This is a genomic window from Bacillus halotolerans, from assembly GCF_001517105.1.
In the GTDB taxonomy this organism is placed as follows: domain Bacteria; phylum Bacillota; class Bacilli; order Bacillales; family Bacillaceae; genus Bacillus; species Bacillus halotolerans.
In genome coordinates, this window is the sequence record NZ_LPVF01000011.1 from 152,709 (window position 1) to 174,190 (window position 21,482).

General features: G+C 46.6%; 19 protein-coding genes and 2 pseudogenes. 13 read left to right on the plus strand and 8 right to left on the minus strand.

Translation table 11 applies throughout. The features are described 5' to 3' along the window. Window positions 1-122 precede the first annotated feature (122 nt). The 5 genes from AU387_RS14495 (at window position 123) to AU387_RS22100 (ending at window position 5,147) form a co-directional block, all read left to right on the plus strand. Entirely contained in the window at window positions 123-2,012 is a 1,890-nt protein-coding gene (locus tag AU387_RS14495; protein WP_059336004.1) for an ABC-F family ATP-binding cassette domain-containing protein, read from the plus strand. Between the two features lie 120 nt (window positions 2,013-2,132). Further along, window positions 2,133-2,579, plus strand: coding sequence for a YfmQ family protein (locus AU387_RS14500; RefSeq protein ID WP_044163571.1), 447 nt, complete (start codon window positions 2,133-2,135; stop codon window positions 2,577-2,579). 124 nt (window positions 2,580-2,703) lie between these two features. Then, a complete protein-coding gene (locus AU387_RS14505; RefSeq protein WP_024120538.1) occupies window positions 2,704-3,126 on the plus strand; it encodes a MerR family transcriptional regulator in 423 nt (140 codons plus the stop codon). 65 nt (window positions 3,127-3,191) lie between these two features. Next, complete coding sequence (locus tag AU387_RS14510) at window positions 3,192-4,382, plus strand: MFS transporter (RefSeq protein WP_059336005.1); 1,191 nt, start codon at window positions 3,192-3,194, stop codon at window positions 4,380-4,382. A 204-nt stretch (window positions 4,383-4,586) separates the two neighbouring features. Then, window positions 4,587-5,147, plus strand: a complete 561-nt coding sequence (locus AU387_RS22100; protein ID WP_059336006.1) for a hypothetical protein — start codon at window positions 4,587-4,589, stop codon at window positions 5,145-5,147. Here the strand turns inward: AU387_RS22100 and AU387_RS14520 are convergent. Further along, window positions 5,065-6,621 (minus strand): ABC-F family ATP-binding cassette domain-containing protein, encoded by a 1,557-nt coding sequence (locus AU387_RS14520; RefSeq protein WP_044163577.1) that lies wholly within the window; start codon window positions 6,619-6,621, stop codon window positions 5,065-5,067. The two genes, AU387_RS22100 and AU387_RS14520, sit on opposite strands and share 83 nt — an antisense overlap. A gap of 171 nt (window positions 6,622-6,792) precedes the next feature. On the opposite strand from AU387_RS14520, the gene AU387_RS14525 reads away from it, so the two are divergent. Together AU387_RS14525 and AU387_RS14530 are read left to right on the plus strand one after the other, a co-directional pair. Further along, the gene (locus tag AU387_RS14525; protein ID WP_059336007.1) at window positions 6,793-7,926 is read left to right on the plus strand and encodes a DEAD/DEAH box helicase; all 1,134 of its coding nucleotides are present in this window, start codon (window positions 6,793-6,795) and stop codon (window positions 7,924-7,926) included. A gap of 66 nt (window positions 7,927-7,992) precedes the next feature. Then, window positions 7,993-8,439 carry a GNAT family N-acetyltransferase gene (locus AU387_RS14530; RefSeq protein WP_044163580.1) on the plus strand — a complete coding sequence of 149 codons (447 nt, stop codon included), beginning with the start codon at window positions 7,993-7,995 and terminating at the stop codon, window positions 8,437-8,439. Between the two features lie 54 nt (window positions 8,440-8,493). On the opposite strand, the gene AU387_RS14535 is transcribed toward AU387_RS14530, so the two are convergent. The 6 genes from AU387_RS14535 to AU387_RS14560 form a co-directional block, all read right to left on the minus strand. Next, the gene (locus AU387_RS14535; protein WP_059293856.1) at window positions 8,494-9,513 is read right to left on the minus strand and encodes an NADP-dependent oxidoreductase; all 1,020 of its coding nucleotides are present in this window, start codon (window positions 9,511-9,513) and stop codon (window positions 8,494-8,496) included. 107 nt (window positions 9,514-9,620) lie between these two features. After that, a complete protein-coding gene (gene yfmF / locus AU387_RS14540; protein ID WP_010333352.1) occupies window positions 9,621-10,418 on the minus strand; it encodes a Fe(3+)-citrate ABC transporter ATP-binding protein YfmF in 798 nt (265 codons plus the stop codon). Window positions 10,419-10,430: 12 nt separating this feature from the next. Next, on the minus strand, window positions 10,431-11,432 hold the full coding sequence (gene yfmE, locus AU387_RS14545) for a Fe(3+)-citrate ABC transporter permease YfmE (protein ID WP_059336008.1): 1,002 nt from the start codon (window positions 11,430-11,432) through the stop codon (window positions 10,431-10,433). Further along, complete coding sequence (gene fecD, locus AU387_RS14550) at window positions 11,429-12,430, minus strand: Fe(3+) dicitrate ABC transporter permease FecD (protein ID WP_044163586.1); 1,002 nt, start codon at window positions 12,428-12,430, stop codon at window positions 11,429-11,431. Before fecD ends, yfmE begins: the two co-directional genes overlap by 4 nt. Window positions 12,431-12,501: 71 nt before the next feature. Then, window positions 12,502-13,452 (minus strand): Fe(3+)-citrate ABC transporter substrate-binding protein YfmC, encoded by a 951-nt coding sequence (gene yfmC, locus AU387_RS14555; protein ID WP_059336009.1) that lies wholly within the window; start codon window positions 13,450-13,452, stop codon window positions 12,502-12,504. Window positions 13,453-13,568: 116 nt separating this feature from the next. Continuing rightward, the gene (locus AU387_RS14560) at window positions 13,569-13,937 is read right to left on the minus strand and encodes a DUF3212 family protein (RefSeq protein WP_044163589.1); all 369 of its coding nucleotides are present in this window, start codon (window positions 13,935-13,937) and stop codon (window positions 13,569-13,571) included. Between the two features lie 235 nt (window positions 13,938-14,172). Here AU387_RS14560 and AU387_RS14565 point away from each other — a divergent pair, with 235 nt between their 5' ends. From AU387_RS14565 to AU387_RS14575, 3 genes are all read left to right on the plus strand, one after another. After that, on the plus strand, window positions 14,173-14,520 hold the full coding sequence (locus AU387_RS14565) for a YflT domain-containing protein (protein WP_024120550.1): 348 nt from the start codon (window positions 14,173-14,175) through the stop codon (window positions 14,518-14,520). 199 nt (window positions 14,521-14,719) lie between these two features. Beyond that, entirely contained in the window at window positions 14,720-15,982 is a 1,263-nt protein-coding gene (locus AU387_RS14570; protein WP_044163590.1) for a pectate lyase, read from the plus strand. Between the two features lie 128 nt (window positions 15,983-16,110). Next, the gene (locus AU387_RS14575; RefSeq protein WP_059336010.1) at window positions 16,111-17,547 is read left to right on the plus strand and encodes an anion permease; all 1,437 of its coding nucleotides are present in this window, start codon (window positions 16,111-16,113) and stop codon (window positions 17,545-17,547) included. A 151-nt stretch (window positions 17,548-17,698) separates the two neighbouring features. Here AU387_RS14575 and AU387_RS14580 read toward each other — a convergent pair. Then, window positions 17,699-17,925: pseudogene (locus AU387_RS14580) on the minus strand (glycosyltransferase family 2 protein); the annotation flags it as partial. 228 nt (window positions 17,926-18,153) lie between these two features. On the opposite strand from AU387_RS14580, the pseudogene AU387_RS14585 reads away from it, so the two are divergent. From AU387_RS14585 to AU387_RS14595, 3 genes and pseudogenes are all read left to right on the plus strand, one after another. Continuing rightward, window positions 18,154-19,786 (plus strand): annotated as a pseudogene (locus AU387_RS14585) (sensor histidine kinase). Beyond that, window positions 19,758-20,438 (plus strand): response regulator, encoded by a 681-nt coding sequence (locus tag AU387_RS14590; protein WP_059336013.1) that lies wholly within the window; start codon window positions 19,758-19,760, stop codon window positions 20,436-20,438. Before AU387_RS14585 ends, AU387_RS14590 begins: the two are co-directional and overlap by 29 nt. A gap of 2 nt (window positions 20,439-20,440) precedes the next feature. Next, window positions 20,441-21,400 carry a tripartite tricarboxylate transporter substrate binding protein gene (locus AU387_RS14595; protein WP_059336014.1) on the plus strand — a complete coding sequence of 320 codons (960 nt, stop codon included), beginning with the start codon at window positions 20,441-20,443 and terminating at the stop codon, window positions 21,398-21,400. Window positions 21,401-21,482 lie beyond the last annotated feature (82 nt).

A 21,482-nucleotide genomic window follows, 5' to 3' on the forward strand; every position in this document is an offset into this window, starting at 1 on the left:
AGAGTCCCCGGTCTTTTTTTCTGTCCGGTATTTCCATGAAATTTGTCTGCTCTTTTACTAGTTTTATTCCAGCGGCTGATTTAAAATGTACACATGAACTTACGTGAGGATTGATAGGAACCATGAGCATACTAAAAGCGGAGAGCCTTTACAAAACATACGGAGATAAGACGTTATTTGACCATATCTCCTTTCATATTGAAGAGAATGAGAGAATCGGATTAATCGGGCCGAACGGCACCGGAAAATCAACGCTGCTGAAAGTGATTGCCGGCTTGGAATCTGTTGAAGAAGGAGACATCGCCAAATCCGGCAGTGTGCATGTTGAATTTCTTCATCAGGACCCGCAGCTGCCTGCCGGACAAACTGTACTGGAGCATATTTATTCCGGTGAATCGGCTGTCATGAGAACGCTCCGTGAATATGAAAAGGCGCTCTATGAACTGGGAGAAGACCCGGAAGATGAAAAACGCCAGAAACACCTGCTGGCTGCGCAGGCGAAAATGGATGCAAACAATGCGTGGGATGCGAATACCTTGGCGAAAACGGTGTTATCGAAGCTGGGAGTAACTGACGTGACAAAGCCTGTCAACGAGCTCTCAGGCGGACAGAAAAAACGGGTGGCGATTGCGAAAAACTTAATCCAGCCCGCCGACCTCCTGATCTTAGACGAGCCGACGAACCATTTGGATAATGAAACGATTGAATGGCTTGAAGGGTATTTGGCGCAATATCCAGGCGCCGTCATGCTGGTGACGCACGACAGGTACTTCTTAAACCGCGTGACAAACCGCATTTATGAGCTTGAACGGGGCAGTCTCTATACCTACAAAGGCAACTATGAAGTCTTTTTGGAAAAGCGCGCGGAACGGGAAGCGCAGGCCGAGCAAAAAGAAACGAAGCGGCAAAATCTGCTGCGCCGTGAACTGGCCTGGCTCAGACGCGGAGCGAAAGCACGCTCCACAAAACAAAAGGCGAGAATCGGCAGGGTAGAATCGCTTAAGGAGCAGAAAGGCCCTCAGTCAGCCGGCTCGCTCGACTTTGCGATCGGCTCCCACCGTCTTGGAAAGCAAGTAATCGAAGCGGAGAACGTGATGATCGCTTATGGAGGAAACGTGCTTGTCGATCGATTCAATGAACTGGTTATACCTGGTGAACGAATCGGGATCATCGGGCCGAACGGCATTGGAAAAACAACACTGTTAAACAGCCTTGCCGGACGAATCACTCCTGACGGCGGGCATATTACGATCGGCCAAACAGTAAGAATCGGCTACTATACCCAGGATCACAGTGAAATGAACGGTGAGCTGAAGGTGATTGAATACATTAAGGAAACAGCGGAAGTCGTGAAAACAGAGGACGGCGATATCGTCACCGCTGAACAAATGCTTGAGCGCTTCCTCTTCCCGCGCTCCATGCAGCAAACCTATATCCGCAAGCTGTCCGGCGGAGAAAAGCGGCGCTTATACTTGCTTCAGGTTTTGATGCAGGAGCCGAATGTGCTGTTTCTCGATGAGCCGACGAACGACTTGGATACAGAAACGTTAAGCGTGCTTGAGGATTATATTGAACAGTTCCCCGGCGTTGTCATCACCGTATCCCATGACCGCTACTTCCTTGACCGCGTCGTAGACCGTTTGATTGTATTTGAAGGGAATGGCGTGATTTCACGGTTCCAGGGCTCCTACAGCGACTATATGGAGCAGGCCGAAGCGAAAAAAACGGCTGAAAAACCCGCAGCTGAAATCAAACCGGCTGAAGCGGAACCGAAGAAAAAACGGAAAAAGCTTTCTTACAAAGATCAGCTTGAATGGGACGGCATTGAAGATAAAATTGCCGAGCTTGAAGAAAAGCATGAACAGCTTGAAGCGGATATCGCCGCGGCGGGCAGTGATTTCGGGAAAATTCAAGAGCTGATGGCCGAGCAGGCAAAAACAGCGGAAGAGCTTGAGACAGCGATGGATCGCTGGACGGAATTGTCCCTCATGATAGAAGAGCTGGAAAGCTAGAAAAGTGCGGCCGCAGCAGGCCGCACTTTTCACATAATGTACAAAAACGAAACGGCCAGCTTATGATAGGATGGAATTGTGTGTCAGCGGCACACGGAAAACTAACGGAGATGATGAAGTATGACATGGGCTATCGTGATGTTAATCCTCATGAGTCTGGTGAAAATCGTATTAACCTGCCTGCCAACAGGCGTCATAGAATGGCTGCTCAGCAAATTTGAGGTGCACGCCAAGCTGAACGACGAAGATGCTGTTCTCTCTCTAGATGGAAAACGGCTCGAGGGTGAAGAGAAAAGGCACATGATCGATCAATTTAACGAAGCTGTCTTTCTGGAGAAATATTATATTTACCCAGGCGACGAAGAGCGTTATTTATACCCCGAAAACGGCGGAACACCGCTCGTGATAGATACGAAAAAAGGCAAAAAAGATGTAAAGCTGTTTGTGTACAGCTACGATGACCATATCGATGTCGTGAAACAGTACAAGAAGAAGGTTATCGCGTATCGACTGCTTTCTGAAAGTATGCAAAAGCAGTCTTTGTCAGTGACAGGGAGCTTAGCTTAAAATAGGATAATGAAAGACGGGTGCTTTATGTACTCGTCTTTTTTATTACATTTCAAAACTTAACGTTTACGTTAAGGTGCTAAAGGTGTATAATAATAACAGAAAAGGCGAAGGGGGATTTACCATGGAATGGATGAAGATTGATCAAGTTGCCAAAAGAAGCGGGCTGACAAAGCGGACCATTCGGTTTTATGAAGAAATCGGCTTGATTCCAGCGCCGAAACGGACGGAAGGCGGCGTTAGACTTTATTCAGAGGATGATATGGAAGAGCTTGAGAAAGTGATCAGCACAAAGGAAGTGCTTGGCTTTTCCCTTCAGGAGCTTCAGCATTTCATGGAAACCAGCCGCCAGCTTGAGTTAAACAAAGAGGGGTATTTGTTGTCACTGGATCCAAAGGAACGGAAAGAGAAGCTGGAGGAAATTCAGGAAACGCTGAATCACCAGCTGGATTTGATTGATGAAAAAATCCGCACATTCCAAAGCTTTAAGGAACGTCTGCACGGGATGAAAGACAAAGCGGAGCATGCCATTCAATCAATCGAATAAAACGTTTGCTAAACGCTATTTTTGTAGCGTTTCTTTTAATGGGATAAAGATGGAGGTCAGATCAAATGGATAATTCAAAACAAGTGAATCAGAAGACAGGTTTGCTGAATCAGCCGAAAGCTGTATGGGCTGTCGCGTTTGCCTGTGTGATTTCCTTTATGGGAATCGGGCTGGTCGATCCTATTCTTCCGGCGATTGCCGCACAATTACATGCTTCACCTAGTGAAGTATCACTCTTATTTACAAGTTATTTGCTCGTTACCGGATTTATGATGTTTTTCTCAGGAGCCATTTCCAGCAGGATCGGCGCAAAATGGACGTTAATTCTCGGACTTATTTTTATTATTGTCTTTGCAGCGCTTGGCGGAAGTTCAAGCTCAATTGCTCAGCTTGTCGGCTATCGCGGCGGCTGGGGATTAGGTAACGCCTTGTTTATTTCAACAGCGCTTGCGGTAATCGTCGGCGTGTCTGTCGGCGGCAGCGCTCAAGCGATTATTTTGTATGAGGCGGCGCTCGGACTCGGGATTTCCGTCGGACCGCTTGCAGGAGGAGAGCTTGGAAGCATCTCATGGCGTGCGCCGTTCTTCGGGGTATCTGTCCTGATGTTTATTGCGTTAATCGCCATTTCCTTGATGCTGCCGAAATTGCCTAAACCGGCGAAGCGCGTTGGGGTATTTGACGCTATGAAGGCACTCAAATATAAAGGCCTTTTGACAATGGCGGTATCGGCTTTCTTATACAACTTTGGATTTTTTATTTTGCTCGCTTATTCTCCGTTCGTTCTGGATTTAGATGAACACGGCCTTGGATATGTTTTCTTTGGCTGGGGACTACTGCTGGCGATTACGTCAGTCTTTACGGCGCCGATCGTGCACAAAGCGCTGGGCACAGTGCGTTCCTTGGTTGTTCTCTTTATCGCCTTTGCGGTCATTCTGATCATTATGGGCATCTGGACAGAGCATCAGGCGTTGATTATTACATGTATCGTTGTGGCCGGTGCTGTCCTTGGTATGGTCAACACGATCATGACAACAGCTGTCATGGGCTCTGCGCCTGTTGAACGTTCAATCGCTTCTTCAGCCTACAGCTCAGTCCGCTTCATCGGCGGCGCGCTCGCTCCGTGGATTGCGGGAATGCTGTCAGAACAATTCACCGCAAGCACACCATATACAGTAGGCGGAATCGTCGTTTTTGTCGGCATGCTTGTCCTACTCATGGGACGTAAACATCTTGCCGGAATTAAGGCGGGACATTAATAACGAAAGACACTGCTAAGGTGCAGTGTCTTTTTTTATTTGCTTAATCTTCCCCTCATAATAGTATGATCGTATTTCCCGTCAGATAGCCATTTATCATATTTTTAACCCCTTCTATTATGAAGTGAAATGGCATGCAAGGATATGTTTTGCAATCGGTTATACTCTAATCATAATGGAATCGACGCGAGAAAGGACATCCTGATGACACAATTTTACTATTTAGCTGCTAAAACGCCTTTAGAAACCGGTTTTTTCAGTCAGCCCTCCGGCTACTCCCGGAAAGGGCATCCGCTCCGGTCAGGTATTGACGCGGCGGGCATTGATCTTGAGGAAGCTGAGAATGTGTCTATGCATTTACGGTTGCCTTATCAAATAATAGTTCATGCTGAAGAGGGATCATTTGCCATGCATAAGGCAAAGCCTGACGCATATGACCTGAAGTGTTTACACATGCTTTATCAATACATACACAGCGTTATGAAAAACAGCTTTTCGGTTGAATGGTTCACCGCATGGGCTGATGAGGAAGACCTTGAACTGTCTGCCAAAAGAGAGCTGACACTTGATGAATTCACCTCGCCATTGCAGCTCATTTTAAAAGACAGAGAGCTTTTGAGAATCGTTCAGAAAAAATGTTACGAAAAAACCCGCCCTTCACCAGGCGGGTTTTTTCGTAACATTAAAGCACTTTCGTCGTCCAAGACTCGCAGTTCCATGTTTCTGTCGCGATGTCCATATAGAAATCAGGCTCGTGAGAAATAAGAAGAATGGAGCCTTTGTATTCTTTGAGGGCGCGCTTGAGCTCTTCCTTGGCGTCGACATCCAAGTGGTTTGTCGGCTCATCGAGCACCAGCAGGTTGGTTTCCGAATTGATCAGCTTGCATAATCTGACCTTCGCTTTTTCGCCTCCGCTTAATACGGAGACGCGGCTTTCGATATGTTTTGTCGTCAGTCCGCATTTTGCCAGAGCGGCGCGGATTTCATACTGTGTATATGAAGGGAATTCGCTCCAAACTTCCTCAATACACGTATTGTTGTTTGTTTCCTTGACCTCTTGCTCGAAATAGCCGGTAAAGAGGTGCTCGCCTCGTTCAACAGAGCCTTCGAGCGGCTGGATTTCGCCAAGCAGGCTTTTCAGCAATGTCGTTTTCCCAATCCCGTTTGCGCCGTAAAGGGCGATTTTTTGCCCGCGCTCCATGCGGAGGTTCAGCGGACGTGAGAGCGGGGAATCGTAACCGATCACGAGATCCTTCGTTTCGAAAACCAGCTTTCCTGATGTTCGGGCCGGCTTGAAGTGGAATTCAGGCTTCGGTTTTTCCGCCGCCAGCTCGATCATATCCATCTTGTCGAGTTTCTTTTGGCGGGACATCGCCATGTTTCGCGTGCTGACGCGGGCTTTGTTGCGGGCAACGAAATCCTTCAGCTCCGCGACTTCCTGCTGCTGTTTTTTGTAGGCCGCTTCAAGCTGCTGTTTCTTCACCTCGTAGACTTCCATAAACTGATGGTAGTCGCCGACATAGCGTGTCAGCTCCTGATTTTCTACATGATAAATCAGATTGATGACACTGTTTAAGAACGGAATGTCATGGGAAATCAAGATGAACGCATTCTCATACTCCTGCAGGTAGCGTTTCAGCCATTCGATATGCTGCTCATCAAGGTAGTTGGTCGGCTCATCGAGAAGCAGGATTTCCGGTTTTTCCAGAAGCAGCTTGGCGAGAAGCACTTTTGTGCGCTGACCCCCGCTCAAATCAGTAACGTCACGGTCAAGTCCGATATCACTCAAGCCGAGTCCGCGTGCAATTTCTTCCACTTTAGAATCAATCACATAAAAATCATTGTTCGTCAGCGCGTCTTGAATCACACCGACGTCTTCAAGAAGCTTTTCAAGCTCGTCAGGATCTGCTTCGCCCATTTTGTTATAAATCTCATTCATTTCTTCTTCCATTGCAAATAAATAATGGAAAGCGTCTTTCAGCACATCACGGATGGATTTTCCTTTTTCAAGCACGGTATGCTGATCCAGATAGCCGACACGGACGTTTTTTGACCATTCGACTTTTCCCTCATCAGGCTCAAGCTTTCCGGTAATAATATTCATGAAGGTCGATTTTCCTTCACCGTTCGCGCCGATCAGACCGACGTGCTCGCCTTTTAATAGACGGAAAGATACATTATTAAAAATGGCCCGGTCACCAAAGCCGTGGCTTAAGTCCTTTACAGATAAAATACTCATGTTTACACCTCTATCGTTTATCGAACACGCTGTATGGCGTGTATTTCTCACCTTTTGATTATAAAGGAGGAAGACGATTGTTGAAAGGCATAGGAAAGAAAAAGAAAAATTGCGTTCTGCGCGCTGTTTTGAGATACTATGGAATAGATTTTAGGAATCGAGGAGAACAAAATGACGCAAACTTGGCCATTTTTACATAATGCACAATCATTTATCAAAGAAAATTGGAATGCTTCAGGCTTTGAAAAGCCGACTCCTGTGCAGGAGCAGGCGGCCCAACTCATCATGGAAGGTAAGGATGTCATCGCAGAATCGCCGACAGGAACAGGTAAGACGCTTGCCTACGCACTGCCGGTATTGGAGCGCATCAAACCTGATCAGAAGCATCCGCAGGCGGTGATTTTAGCACCTTCACGTGAGCTGGTGATGCAGATTTTTCAGGTGATTCAGGACTGGAAAACGGGATCAGAATTACGGGCAGTTTCCTTAATCGGCGGAGCGAATGTGAAAAAGCAGGTCGAAAAGCTGAAAAAGAATCATCCGCATATTATCGTCGGGACGCCGGGCAGGGTGTTTGAGCTGATTCAAGCGAAAAAACTCAAGATGCATGAAGTGAAAACGATCGTACTTGATGAAACCGATCAGCTTGTCCTGCCGGAGCATCGTGAAACAATCAAGCAAATCATTAAAACGACATTAAGAGACCGCCAGCTTCTTTGTTTTTCAGCCACACTGAAGAAAGAAACAGAAGACGTGCTCCGCGACATGACGAAAGAGCCCGAGGTTTTGAAGGTAGAACGCAGCAAAGCGGAAGCGGGAAAAGTGAAGCATCAATACATCATCTGTGACCAGCGCGACAAAGTGAAGCTGCTGCAAAAGCTTTCAAGACTTCATGGCATGCAGGCGCTTGTGTTTGTGAGAGATATCGGTAACCTTAGTGTGTACGCGGAAAAGCTGGCGTACCATCATGTCGACCTTGGCATCCTTCACAGTGAGGCGAAAAAGATGGAGCGGGCGAAGATTATTAAAGCGTTTGAGCAGGGCGAGTTTCCGCTGCTTTTGGCAACTGACATTGCCGCGCGCGGTTTGGATATTGAAAACCTGCCGTATGTGATCCACGCCGATATTCCTGATGAAGACAGCTATGTTCACAGATCAGGGCGAACAGGACGGGCTGGAAAAGAAGGGAACGTGCTGAGTCTTGTCACGCGTATGGAAGAATCAAAGCTGAAGAAAATGGCGAAGAAACTTGGCGTGGAGCTGAGTGAAGCTGTTTATTCAGGCGGTAACCTGAATACGAAATAAAAGGAAGGGCGGAATCGCCCTTCCTTTTTGCTGTAAAATAATAGAAAATAGGAGTGGGGTGAGGAGATGGCTTCGATAGACCGTTTTCGTTTTTTGAAGGAGTCTGAGCTGAACATTATTGAAAAGTGGTTTGAGAATGAGAATGTCAGGGAGAGAATGGATGGAATGCTGCCATTACATCAGTGGTACGCCCGAGTGATTAATGATGAAAGCAATGCTGTCATGATGGCATATGACCAACAGCTGCCGGCAGGAATGGCCGTCATTGAGTTCGTAGAGGATAAGGCGTATATTGGATTGATCGTAAATCCTCAGCAGCATCTTCAAGGTTATGGGAAAACGATATTACGTAAATTAATTGATGATCCCAATTTTGCGAGGGTAAGTGAATGGGCTGCCTGCATTGAAGAAGACAATCAAGTCAGTTTATCCTGTTTTAAAGCAGCCGGGTTTACGTCGGCAGAAACAGAACCTGATGAAGATGGATTTTTTACTTTGACTCTTCGTCATTGACGTATTCTCAAAAATAAAAGGAGGGCGGAAAGCCCTCCTTTTATTGGTATATTTTCAGCTTGGATCACTGACTTTGATCAGCTGTTTACCTTTATTTTCTCCTTTAAATAAGCCAAGAAATGCATCGGGAATGTTTTCGAAGCCTTCAGTAATCGTTTCCTCATAATGAAGCTTTCCGTCGCTCAGCCATTCCGCCAGCTGTTTTGCGCCTTCAGGAAAACGGTCGGCGTAGTCGCTTACGATAAATCCTTGCATCAGCGCCTTCGTTTTGATCAGCTTGGATTGGACGCGAGGGCCCATGTCGTCCGCTTCGTTTTCCGCGTTATAGGAAGAAATGGCGCCGCACACAGGGATACGGGCAAACTCATTGAGAAGGTTCATGACCGCATCTGAAATCGGCCCGCCGACATTGTCAAAATACACATCGACACCGTTCGGACAAGCGTCAGCAAGCGCTTGTTGAATATCATCTGCAGTTTTGTAATTAATCGCTTCGTCAAATTGCAGTTCATTCTTTAAGTAGTCAATTTTGTCATCAGAGCCTGCGATACCGACGACGTGTGCTCCCTTAATTTTGGCGATCTGTCCGACAGCGGAACCGACAGCCCCTGCAGCTCCGGAGACAACCACGGTTTCGCCTTCTTTCGGGCGGCCGATGTCCAGCAGGCCGAAATATGCCGTCAAACCGGTCATTCCTAAAATGCCGAGATACGCTGAAGCAGGGGCGAGACTTGTATCAATTTTTCGCACGGCGGACTCGCTGACAGCGGAATATTCCTGCCAGTTCAGGTTTCCGATTACGATTTCTCCTTGTTTCAGCTTATCTCCGTCTGACACGACTTCAGCAATGACACCGCCTGACAGCGCTTCGTCTAAGGCAAATGGCTCTACGTATGACTTCGTGTCTTGCATTCGTCCGCGCATGTAAGGATCGACTGAGACATAGAGTGTTTTGACAAGCACCTCACCTTGCTTCGGCTCAGGAACGGGGATCGTTTCAAAGCGGAAATCTTCGTGAACGGGCACCCCTTGCGGACGTCTTGCTAATTGAATCTGCTGTTGAGCTGTTGTCATATTCATCCTCCTATCATTTGATTGACACCAATGTAACACGGACAAGTGATGAAATACAAAAAGTAAGCCGCATAAAAAAAGGAGAGGCAGATTCCTCTCCTTTTTCATCACGTCCGTAATTTTGGGCATAGTCCCATCGGCAGGCACATCGGCTTCTGGTCGATCGGGCTTCTCATGATGCAGCATTCTAAGCCGAAGACTTCCCGGAAAAACGGCTGGGTAAAGACGTCTTCCGGCGTTCCGGCATTGTAGATTTTTCCGTCCAATACGCTGATCAGATAGTCAGCATATTGAGCGGCTTGGTTTAAGTCGTGAAGCACCATGACAACTGTGCGTCCATGATCCCGGTTCAGCTTTTTCAGCAGCTCCAGCACCTCAATTTGGTGAGAAATGTCCAAGTAAGTGGTCGGTTCATCGAGCAAAAGCAAATCAGTGCCTTGTGCAAGCGCCATGGAAATCCAGGCTCTTTGTCTTTGACCGCCTGAAAGGGCATCGAGTGTCCGATCCTTCAGCTCATTCATTCCGGTTGCGTCAAGCGCCCACTCTACCATATCGTGATCCTCTTGTGTATGCTTGGATAACAGTTTTTTATGAGGATGTCTGCCGAAATAGCATAGTTCCTGTACCGTCAATCCTTCAGGCGCCTGAGGAGACTGAGGAAGAATCGCCAGCTTTTTAGCCACTTCTTTGGACGGCTGGCGATGAATATCTTTTCCTTCTAATAGGACCGTGCCGCTTTTTGGTGCCATCAGCCTGGCAAGCGATTTGAGGATTGTTGATTTTCCGCAGCCGTTGGCGCCGATGAGCACAGTGATTTTTCCTTCTTCAATCTTTAAATCGACTCCGTCAATAATCACTGTGCTGTCATATGAAAGAGTGAGCTGGTCTGCAGCCAGTTTTCCCATGGTATCCTCTCCCTACTGTTTCCTCGCTTCGAATTTCAATAAATATAAAAAATAAGGCGCGCCGATCACAGCTGTCAATATTCCGGCGGGTATCTCAACCGGAGGCATGATGCCGCGTCCTAATGTATCTGCGATTAGTAATATAATAGCACCGATTAATGCCGATGCAGGCAGTAAATATTTAGCTTTTTCTCCGGCAAGCCTTCTGGCGATATGCGGCGCAAGCAGCCCGATAAAACCGATTGATCCGACGACAGCTACACAGCTCCCCGCCAGTGCAACTGCGGTGAAAATCAGGATGAATCTCAGCCTGTTTGCATTTTCGCCGAGACCCTGCGCTAACTCATCTCCGAGTGACATCAGATCCAGCTTCGGAATGAGGATGCAGACAATCGGCAACAGAACCAAAAGCCATGGCGCAAGGAGCTTGACTTCTTCCCAGTTTCTCCCCCAGAGGCTGCCTGTCAGCCAAATGAGCGCTGCATTGACGTCCCCCGGAAATTTGACCATCATATATTGCATGCCGGCGTGGCAGACCGCGCCTAAGGCAATGCCTGATAAAGCCAATGAAGAGGGCTGAATGCTTTTTTTGCGGGCTATCATTAATAATACTACAGCAATAATGGCTGCTCCGGCAAATGCGGAGAACGGAAGCACGTAGACCGGAGACTCAGGAAAAATGAGAATAACGGCCATGGCGGCCAGTCCGGACCCTTTTGAAATTCCGACCACGTCCGGAGACGCAAGGGGATTTCGGATGACACCCTGCAAAATGGCTCCGGCAGAGGCAAGCCCGGCGCCTGCCAGAATCGCCAGTATAATGCGGGGGAGCCGGTACTGCTGAATAATAAACTCGAAGGAATGATCCGCTCCTAACAGGTTCGTAACCACCGCATCAGGTGAAATATACAATGCCCCGAAGCCGATGCTGATCACGGACAGCACTAGCAGGATGACAGCCAATATGAGGATGGCCAGCAAGGGGCGTTTTTGTTTTCTGGTTGATTTCTTCATTTCAGATTTCGCCCTTTCCTTGCTAAATATAAGAAAAATGGTGTTCCGATAATGGCGGTGACAATGCCGACCGGAGATTCATAAGGGAATGCAATCCATCTGGCCAGGACATCTGCGTACACCAATAAGATGGCGCCGAACAGCGCCGAAAACGGCAGCACATACTTGTAATTTTCTCCGATCAGCTTGCGGACGATATGCGGGACGAGCAGCCCGACAAAGCCGATTGGGCCGGCAACCGCCACAGAAGCGCCGGAAAGAATTAAAATGATAAAGCTGATCAGAATCCGCATGCCGTTCATGTTTTGCCCGAGTCCTTTTGCGGTTTCATCACCGAGACCGAGAACAGAAACGGGGCCTGAAAACACAAGGGCAAGTCCAATGCCGATGACAGAAAACGGGGCAATGGTCATAACGTCCTGCCAATTGCTTCCGTCAATCGCACCCGTCATCCAATACAGAACATCCTCTCCCGACTCATTTAAAATAATAATCGCCTGTGTCATGGAGGACAGGAACAAATGCACCGCCATTCCTGACAGCGCCAGTTTGACAGGTGTCATTCCGCCGGAAGAGGCAATCATATACACAATTGCGCCGCCTGCCGCCGCACCTGCAAAAGCGAACACAACCGAAGAGTAAGACGATGCCGGCAGAATGACGAGAGAAGCAACGACAAACAGCGATGCACCCGCATTCACACCGAAAATTTGAGGTGAAGCCAGAGGGTTTCTTGTCATGGCCTGCATCAGCGCTCCTGCTACAGCCAGGCTGGCGCCGACGAAAACGCCGATTAATGTGCGGGGGAGGCGAAGAGTAGAGATGATAAGCTGTTCTTTTGATCCGTCCCATACAAAAAGATATGTCAAAGCATCAATGATGCCGATGTCTGAGGCGCCTACTGAGAGATTCACCCCAAGCCCGAAAATAAGGATGATCAGTGCAATGATAAAAACCATCAATCTTGATGATGAGCGCCGTTTGGCTGAGTAATACAACAGTCTCACTTCCTTGCTGCGTCTGTTTGCAAAAACGAAGAAGCAAGGATTCTCCTCGCTTCTCTTTTGTCCTACTTATTATACACTTTTTTGAGCACGTCTTTGGCGCTTGTTTCACTGGACTTGATTCCTCTGAATCTTGTCCAAATGTCACGGTCTGCATCGTAGATTTGTCCGTTTTTCACCGCTTTTAGGTTTTTCCAGAGCGGATTCTTTTTCCACTCATCTACGATTGTTTTACCCTCGTTGGCTGAAATAAACAAAATATCTGGATCGATTTTGCTTAACTGCTCGAGGCTGACCTCTTGATACGCGTTATCTGACTTCACGGCGTGCGTAAAGCCGAGCATGCTGAAGATTTCTCCGTCATAAGAAGATGACGTATGAAGCTGGAAGGAATCGGCTCTTGCCACGCCGAGAACGATGCTGCGGTCTTCATCTTTTGGAAGCTCCGCTTTCAGATCGTCAATGACCTTTGTATGGTCGGCGAGTTTTTCTTTTCCTTCTTTTTCTTTATTTAATGCTTTAGAAATGGTATTGAAGCTGTCGATTGTTTCATCATAAGTCGCTTCCCGGCTTTTCAATTCAATGGTCGGTGCGATTTGTTTCAGCTGTTTGTAAATGTTTTTATGGCGTTCAGCGTCAGCGATGATTAAATCAGGCTTCAAGGAGCTGATGACCTCAAGATTCGGTTCGCTTCGCGTGCCTACGGATGTATAATCAATCGGGCTGCCGACCAGCTTTTGAATCATGTCTTTTTTGTTGTCATCGGCGATGCCTACCGGCGTGATGCCGAGATTGTAAACAGCATCCAGGAATGAAAGCTCAAGCACAACAACTTTTTTAGGTGTGCCGGTCACTGTTGTTTTCCCGTCTTCGTGCTGAATGACTCTTGAATCCTTAGATTTGCTTCCGGCTTTGCTGCCGCTGTTATCCTGACTTGATGAACAGCCGGATATAATGAAACAAGCGATTAATAAAACACTGATGATGGCAATAAACTTGTTAGGATAGGTGCGCATTGTTTTCTTCCTTTTTTCTGAATTTAATAATGAGAATCATTATCACAAATAAACACTATAATATCATGGCTTCCTATGTCAATATTTTTTAAATAAAGAAACAGAAGCCCGCTGCTTTATGTTTTTTTGATGTATGGGTCATATGGCACAAATAAATCGTACACAGCATCGCCGTGTCTGTGGGATAAAAACGAACTGGCGTTGGCTTTAGAGGCTTCAAGCATATCTCTGCTGACATGGGGAAGAAGAACGCTGAGATAGCCGGACAATTTTTTTTCGATTTCTTCAGAGAGCGCAAATTCAATGTCTCCGATATTCATGACAATAGAGAAAACAAAGTCAATATCGATGTGAAATGTTTCTTCGGCAAAGATGGCAAGCTGGTGAATGCCGGCTGAATAGCCGACACGCTGATGGAAGACCTGTTTTACTAAATCACTCACAACCCACGCATTGTATTGCTGTTCTGGTGAAAAGTATTGCATTGGACATACCTCCTGCTTGTACGGATAAAAATGGCGATTCATGTTCGGACGCTCCGTGCAGCGGTTTTGATTTTGACTATTCTGAAAATACTCTCGTTCTATCACTTTACCATGGTTAGAAATGAAATATCTACTACCATTCTTCCTGTTTTTGTGCCCAATGCTCTGGATGCTGTTTCATAGAAAAAGGATCGGGTATGAATATAACATAGACATGATGAAGGAGGAATTGGATATGAAACCAGTTGTAAGAGAGTATACAAACGACGAACAGCTCATGAAGGATGTAGAAGAATTACAGCAAATGGGTGTCGCAAAAGAGGATGTATACGTCTTAGCTCACGACGATGACAGAACGGAACGACTGGCAGACAACACGAATGCCAACACGATCGGAGCCAAAGAAACAGGTTTCAAACATGCGGTAGGAAACATATTTAATAAAAAAGGTGACGAGCTGCGCAATAAAATCCACGAAATCGGTTTTTCAGAAGACGAAGCGGCTCAGTTTGAAAAACGGCTCGATGAAGGGAAAGTGCTTCTCTTTGTGACAGACAACGAAAAAGTAAAATCTTGGGCATGATGCAGGAATGTAACCCCAAAAGGCGATTATCGTCCTTTTGGGGTTTTTTATATTTGCGGTCTTTGCGGTGTTTTTTTGCAGGATGCCGCAATAAAAAGCGGTACATTTTCGGTTATGGATGCCCATGAATTTGCTATTATGTTTTTTGTGAGAATATGGAACAAATTCTCACAAAATAGAAAATGGGGGTTCAGACTGCATGAAAAAAGTGATGTTAGCCACGGCTTTGTTATTAGGCTTGACTCCGGTTGGGGCGAACGCAGCGGATTTGGGCCATCAGACGTTAGGGTCAAATGATGGCTGGGGAGCGTACTCGACAGGCACGACAGGCGGATCAAAAGCCTCGTCATCCCACGTGTATACAGTCAGCAACAGAAGCCAGCTCGTTTCGGCTTTGGGCAAGGACACCAACACTACGCCAAAAATCATTTATATCAAGGGAACGATTGACATGAATGTCGATGACAATCTGAAACCGCTTGGTCTGAATGATTATAAAGATCCAGAGTACGATCTGAACAAATATTTGAAAGCCTATGACCCAAGCACATGGGGCAAAAAAGAGCCATCCGGAACACAGGAAGAAGCCAGAGCACGCTCACAGAAAAACCAAAAGGCACGCGTGATGGTGGATATCCCTGCAAATACGACGATCGTCGGATCAGGGTCAAATGCTAAAGTTCTGGGCGGAAACTTCCAGATCAAGAGCGATAACGTCATTATCCGCAATATCGAATTCCAAGACGCATATGACTATTTCCCGCAATGGGACCCGACTGACGGAAGTTCAGGAAACTGGAACTCACAATATGACAACATCACAATAAACGGCGGTACACATGTATGGATCGATCACTGTACATTTAATGACGGTTCGCGTCCAGACAGCACCTCTCCAAAGTATTTTGGAAGAGAATATCAGCACCATGACGGCCAAACTGATGCCTCTAACGGCGCTAATTACATTACAATGTCTTATAACTTCTATCACGATCATGATAAAAGCTCCATTTTCGGATCAAGCGACAGCAAAACTTCCGATGACGGCAAATTAAAAATCACACTGCATCATAACCGCTACAAAAATATCGTTCAGCGCGCACCGAGAGTCCGTTTTGGACAAGTACACGTTTACAACAACTATTATGAAGGCAATAAAAACTCATCAGAGTATGCCTTTAGCTATGCGTGGGGAATCGGAAAATCATCTAAAATTTATGCGCAAAACAATGCCATTGACGTTCCGGGATTGACTGCTGCTAAAACGATCAGCGTATTCAGCGGGGGAACGGCTTTATACGATTCCGGCACATTGCTGAACGGTACGCAGATCAACGCATCGGCTGCAAACGGGCTGAGCTCTTCTGTCGGATGGACGCCATCTTTGCACGGATCAATTGATGCTTCCGCGAATGTGAAGTCAAATGTTACATCTCAAGCGGGCGCGGGTAAACTAAATTAAGAAATGAAAAAAACACAAAGGGCTGCTCACCTTTGTGTTTTTTAATTAATTAAAATGTTTATTAACTTAGTTAAGGAGTAGAATGAAAAAGGGGATCGGAAAACAAGTATATAGGAGGAGACCTATTTATGGCTTCAGAAAAAGACGCAGGAAAACAGTCAGCAGTAAAGCTTGTTCCATTGCTTATTACTGTCGCTGTGGGACTAATCATCTGGTTTATTCCCGCTCCGTCCGGACTTGAACCTAAAGCATGGCATTTGTTTGCGATTTTCGTCGCGACAATTATCGGCTTTATCTCCAAGCCCTTGCCAATGGGTGCAATTGCAATTTTTGCATTGGCGGTTACTGCATTAACTGGAACATTATCAATTGAGGATACATTAAGCGGATTCGGGAATAAGACCATCTGGCTTATCGTCATCGCATTCTTTATTTCCCGGGGATTTATCAAAACCGGGCTAGGTGCGAGAATTTCGTATGTATTCGTTCAGAAATTCGGGAAGAAAACCCTTGGACTTTCTTATTCACTGCTGTTCAGTGATTTAATATTATCACCTGCTATTCCAAGTAATACGGCGCGTGCAGGAGGCATTATATTTCCTATTATCAGATCATTATCCGAAACATTCGGATCAAGCCCGGCAGATGGAACAGAAAGAAAAATCGGTGCTTTCTTATTAAAAACCGGTTTTCAGGGAAACTTGATTACATCTGCTATGTTCCTGACGGCGATGGCGGCGAACCCGCTGATTGCCAAGCTGGCCCATGATGTCGCAGGGGTGGACTTAACATGGACAAGCTGGGCAATAGCCGCGATTGTGCCGGGACTTGTAAGCTTAATCATCACACCGCTTGTGATTTACAAGCTGTATCCGCCGGAAATTAAAGAAACACCGGACGCAGCGAAAATCGCAACCGAAAAACTGAAAGAAATGGGACCATTTAAAAAATCAGAGCTTTCCATGGTTATTGTGTTTCTTTTAGTGCTTGCTCTTTGGATTTTTGGCGGCAGCTTCAACATCGACGCAACCACAACCGCACTGATCGGATTGTCAGTTCTTTTATTATCACAGGTTCTGACTTGGGATGATATCAAGAAAGAACAGGGCGCTTGGGATACGCTCACTTGGTTTGCGGCGCTTGTTATGCTGGCCAACTTCCTGAATGAATTAGGCATGGTTTCTTGGTTCAGTAATGCCATGAAATCATCCGTATCAGGGTTCTCTTGGATTGTGGCATTCATCATTCTAATTGTTGTGTATTATTACTCTTACTATTTCTTTGCAAGTGCGACAGCCCACATCAGTGCGATGTATTCAGCATTTTTGGCTGTTGTCGTGGCAGCGGGCGCACCGCCGCTTTTAGCAGCGCTGAGCCTCGCGTTCATCAGTAACCTGTTCGGGTCAACGACTCACTACGGTTCTGGAGCGGCTCCGGTCTTCTTCGGGGCAGGCTACATTTCGCAAGGCAAATGGTGGTCTATCGGGTTTATCCTGTCGATCGTTCATATTGTCACATGGCTTGTGATCGGCGGATTATGGTGGAAATTATTAGGGATATGGTAGAAAGAAAAAAGGCAGACGCGGTCTGCCTTTTTTATATTCGATCACATGACAAATGAGACTCGGTCATTTACTAGACAAATCATAGAGGATGATCAGTCACTTAATTAATTTGTTCTAATATCCGCGTAAATGACACCAAGAAACCTTATCCCTCAAGGCCCTGATTGCAGGCTTTCGCAAACCCTTCTTTGTTTCATTAAAAATCGTTTTGATTGAAGGAATCTGTTTGAGATAGTCCTGTGTCCCGTCATGAGAGCCGTTATCTACAACAATCACTTCTATACAGTCATCATCGGTATGCGTCCATATGCTCTCCAAGCATTGTTTTGTTAACGCCAATTGATTATAAGTCAGCACAATAAGACTCGTTTTCACCATAACCTCCCGCCCTTCACCATATCACTCAGATACTATATGTATATCGAAATGTTCAAACGGAATGATTCCTTCATGAAAAAAGGATTGTTCAGCAAAACTGGACAATGTGAAAAGGAAACATCTTGATCTGAATAATAGATCCTGATCACCAAAGAAATAGATTTTGAAAAATAAGAAAATTCCCGGGCGAAAAATGGTATGATCTAGGTAGAAAGGACGGCTGGTGCTGTGGTGAAAAAGCGATTCCATTTTTCTCTGCAAACAAAAATAATGGGGTTGATTGCGGCGCTGCTGATCTTTGTGATTGGCGTGCTGACGGTCACGTTTGCCGTTCAGCAAACAAAAGAAGGGCGAAAACAGGCAGAGCAGCTGGCGGTGCAGACGGCGAGAACGATTTCCTATATGCCGCCGGCAAAGGAGCTTATCGTGTCGAAAGGCGGGCAAGCTGCCGAGGCGCAGGAGGTCATTGAACAAATGAAAGAACAGACCGGCGCTTATGCGATTTATGTGCTTGATGAAAAAGGAATGGTCCGAACCGCCTCGGAAAATAGCGGAAATAAGCATCTGACGAGAAGCAGAGAAATCCTGTTTGGAGGCTCTCACGTCTCAGAGACGAAAGCGGATGGACAAAGGGTGATCCGTGGGAGCGCACCGATTATCGAGGAACAAAAGGGGCGCAGCCACGTGATCGGCAGCGTGTCCGTTGATTTTCTGCAAACCAAGGCAGAGCAAGGCATCAAGAAACATCTGAGAGACTTAAGCTTCATGGCTGTACTCGTGCTGCTGCTTGGATTTGCCGGTGCCGCCGCGCTTGCCAAAAGCATCAGAAAGGATACGCTTGGCCTTGAACCGCACGAAATTGCCTCTCTCTATCGGGAGCGGAATGCGATGCTGCGGGCGATTAAGGAAGGAATTATCGCCACCAATCGTGATGGCATTGTAACGATGATGAACGTATCGGCGGCTGAGATGCTTAAGCTACCCGAGCCTGTAATGAACGTGCCTGTTGATGACGTGATGCCGGGAGCAGAACTGATGTCTGTGCTTGAGCAGGAAGAAATGCCGCCGAATCAGGAGGTATGCGTTAACGATCAAGTCTTTATTATCAATACAAAAGTCATGACACAAGGCGGACAGGCGTATGGAATTGTTATCAGCTTCAGAGAAAAAACAGAACTGAAAAAGCTGATTGACACGCTGACAGAGGTGCGAAAATACTCAGAGGACCTGCGCGCCCAGACTCATGAATTTTCTAATAAGCTATACGCTATTTTAGGGCTGCTTGAGCTTGGCGAATATGAGGAAGCGATTGAATTGATTAAAGAGGAATACGCCATCCAAAATGAACAGCATGATATTTTATTCCAAAATATTCATTCGCAGCAGGTGCAGGCGATTTTGTTAGGAAAGATGAGCAAAGCATCGGAAAAAAAGGTGAAGCTGTCGATCGATGACAACAGCACGCTTGGGCCTCTTCCTCCTCATGTCGGCTTGTCCCATCTCATTACGATTATCGGCAATTTGATTGATAACGCTTTCGAAGCTGTAGCGGATCAAAGCGTACAGGAGGTTTCATGTTTTATTACAGATATCGGACGGGATATTGTTATCGAAGTATCCGATACGGGACTGGGAGTGCCGCCTGATAAAATGGAGGCAGTGTTTGAAAGAGGCTACTCTTCAAAGGGGATGAAGAGAGGCTACGGACTCGCCAACGTAAAAGAGTCAGTGCGTGAGCTGGGAGGCTGGATCGAGCTGGCAAATCAAAAAAGCGGGGGAGCGGTATTTACTGTTTTTATACCGAAGGAGAAACAGACAAAGGGGGAATCCATTTGATTCACATCGTGATTGCGGAGGATGATTTTCGGGTTGCGCAAATCCATGAGAGATTGATTCAGCAGCTTGATGGATTCAGCATTATCGGCAAAGCGGGCAATGCCAAAGAGACAATGTTGCTTTTGGAGACACACAAAACTGATTTGCTGCTATTGGATATTTATATGCCGGACGAGCTCGGAACAGCATTGATTCCAGAGATACGGAGACGGTTTCCGGAAGTGGATATTATGATCATCACAGCCGCAACGGAAACCCGCCACTTACAGGAAGCGCTGCGGACGGGCATCGCAAACTATTTGATAAAGCCCGTAACGGCTGACAAGTTCAAACAGGTGCTGCTCCAGTATAAAGAAAAAAGGCAGGTGCTGCTGTCTCAGCCGGAGGTCAGCCAATCCATGATTGACCATATTTTTGGGGGCAGCTCTAAGGGAGCTGTCACTGCGGAGGATTTGCCGACAGGCATCAATCCGATCACGCTGAAAAAAATTAAAGAGGCGCTGCGTACTGCGGACGGAGGAATGACAGCTGAAGAACTTGGCGAAGCAATGGGCGCGTCACGAACAACAGCCCGCCGCTATGCCGAATATCTTGTGTCTAAGGAAGAAGCGCGAGCCGAGCTGGAGTACGGGATTATCGGCAGACCGGAGAGAAAATATTATTTGGCGGCTGAATAGCGATGAAAAAATGTGTGATCCTATTCATTTGTCTATTGGTCTTCATGCAAGGTGACATCCGGAAGGCGGCCGCTCCACGTCTGCCGGACGGGCCGGTTGAAATCGTTGTGCCTGCCGAGCCTTCCGGGGGCTGGGATGTAACGGCGCAGGCGATTCAATCCGTGCTCAGGCAAAAACAGCTGATGAAAGGCGGGATTCATATTGTGTATAAGCCTGGGAGCGGAGGCGATAAAGGCTGGAAATATGTCAACCAAAGCGGCAGGAAGACTATCAGTATGATGTCCAGTTTAATCCTGAGCAATTACCTGCTCGGACAAAGTAAATTAAAAACTGATGATTTTACGCCGCTGGCGATTCTCGCTAAGGAATGGCAGACTGTCGCTCTTCCGAAAGGGTCGGCGCTGAAAAGCGGAAAGGATGTGCTGAAAGAGATCAAGAAGCATCCTGGCAAAGTCAAAATCGGTTTTTCCCCGGGGCTTGGCAATGACGATCAGCTCTCGTTCGTCAGAGCCGCTGATATGTACGGGATTGACCCTTTCGACATTGAGTTTTTACAGTTTGACAGCAGTGAAGAATTGATCCAGGCGCTGATCAGGCATGAGATAGAAGCAGCTTCCATGACTGTTTCAGAAGCCAAGCCGTACGAGCAAAACGGCGAGATTACATTAGCCGCCGTCACGTCAGATAAAAGGCTGCCCGGTTTTCCAAAAGTGCCGACGTGGAAAGAGCAGGGCATTCCGTTTGTCTTCTCTCATTGGAGAGGGGTGCTGGGGCCGAAAAACATGTCTGAGGAAGAGATTTCTTACTGGGACCAAGCATTAAAAAAGGTTACATCCTCGCCCGAATGGAAGCAGAAAATAAACGAGCAGGACTGGGAGAGCTTTTATTTAAACAGCAAGGAAACGAAACGGTTTCTTGAAGAACAATCAGCGTTTTATCAAACCATCATGACAGGTAATTAAGCAAAAAGTATTCTGCCGTAGGCGGAATGCTTTTTTTGTGTTTAGAAATGACCAAAAAGAACAAAACGGTTTTAAAAAATTA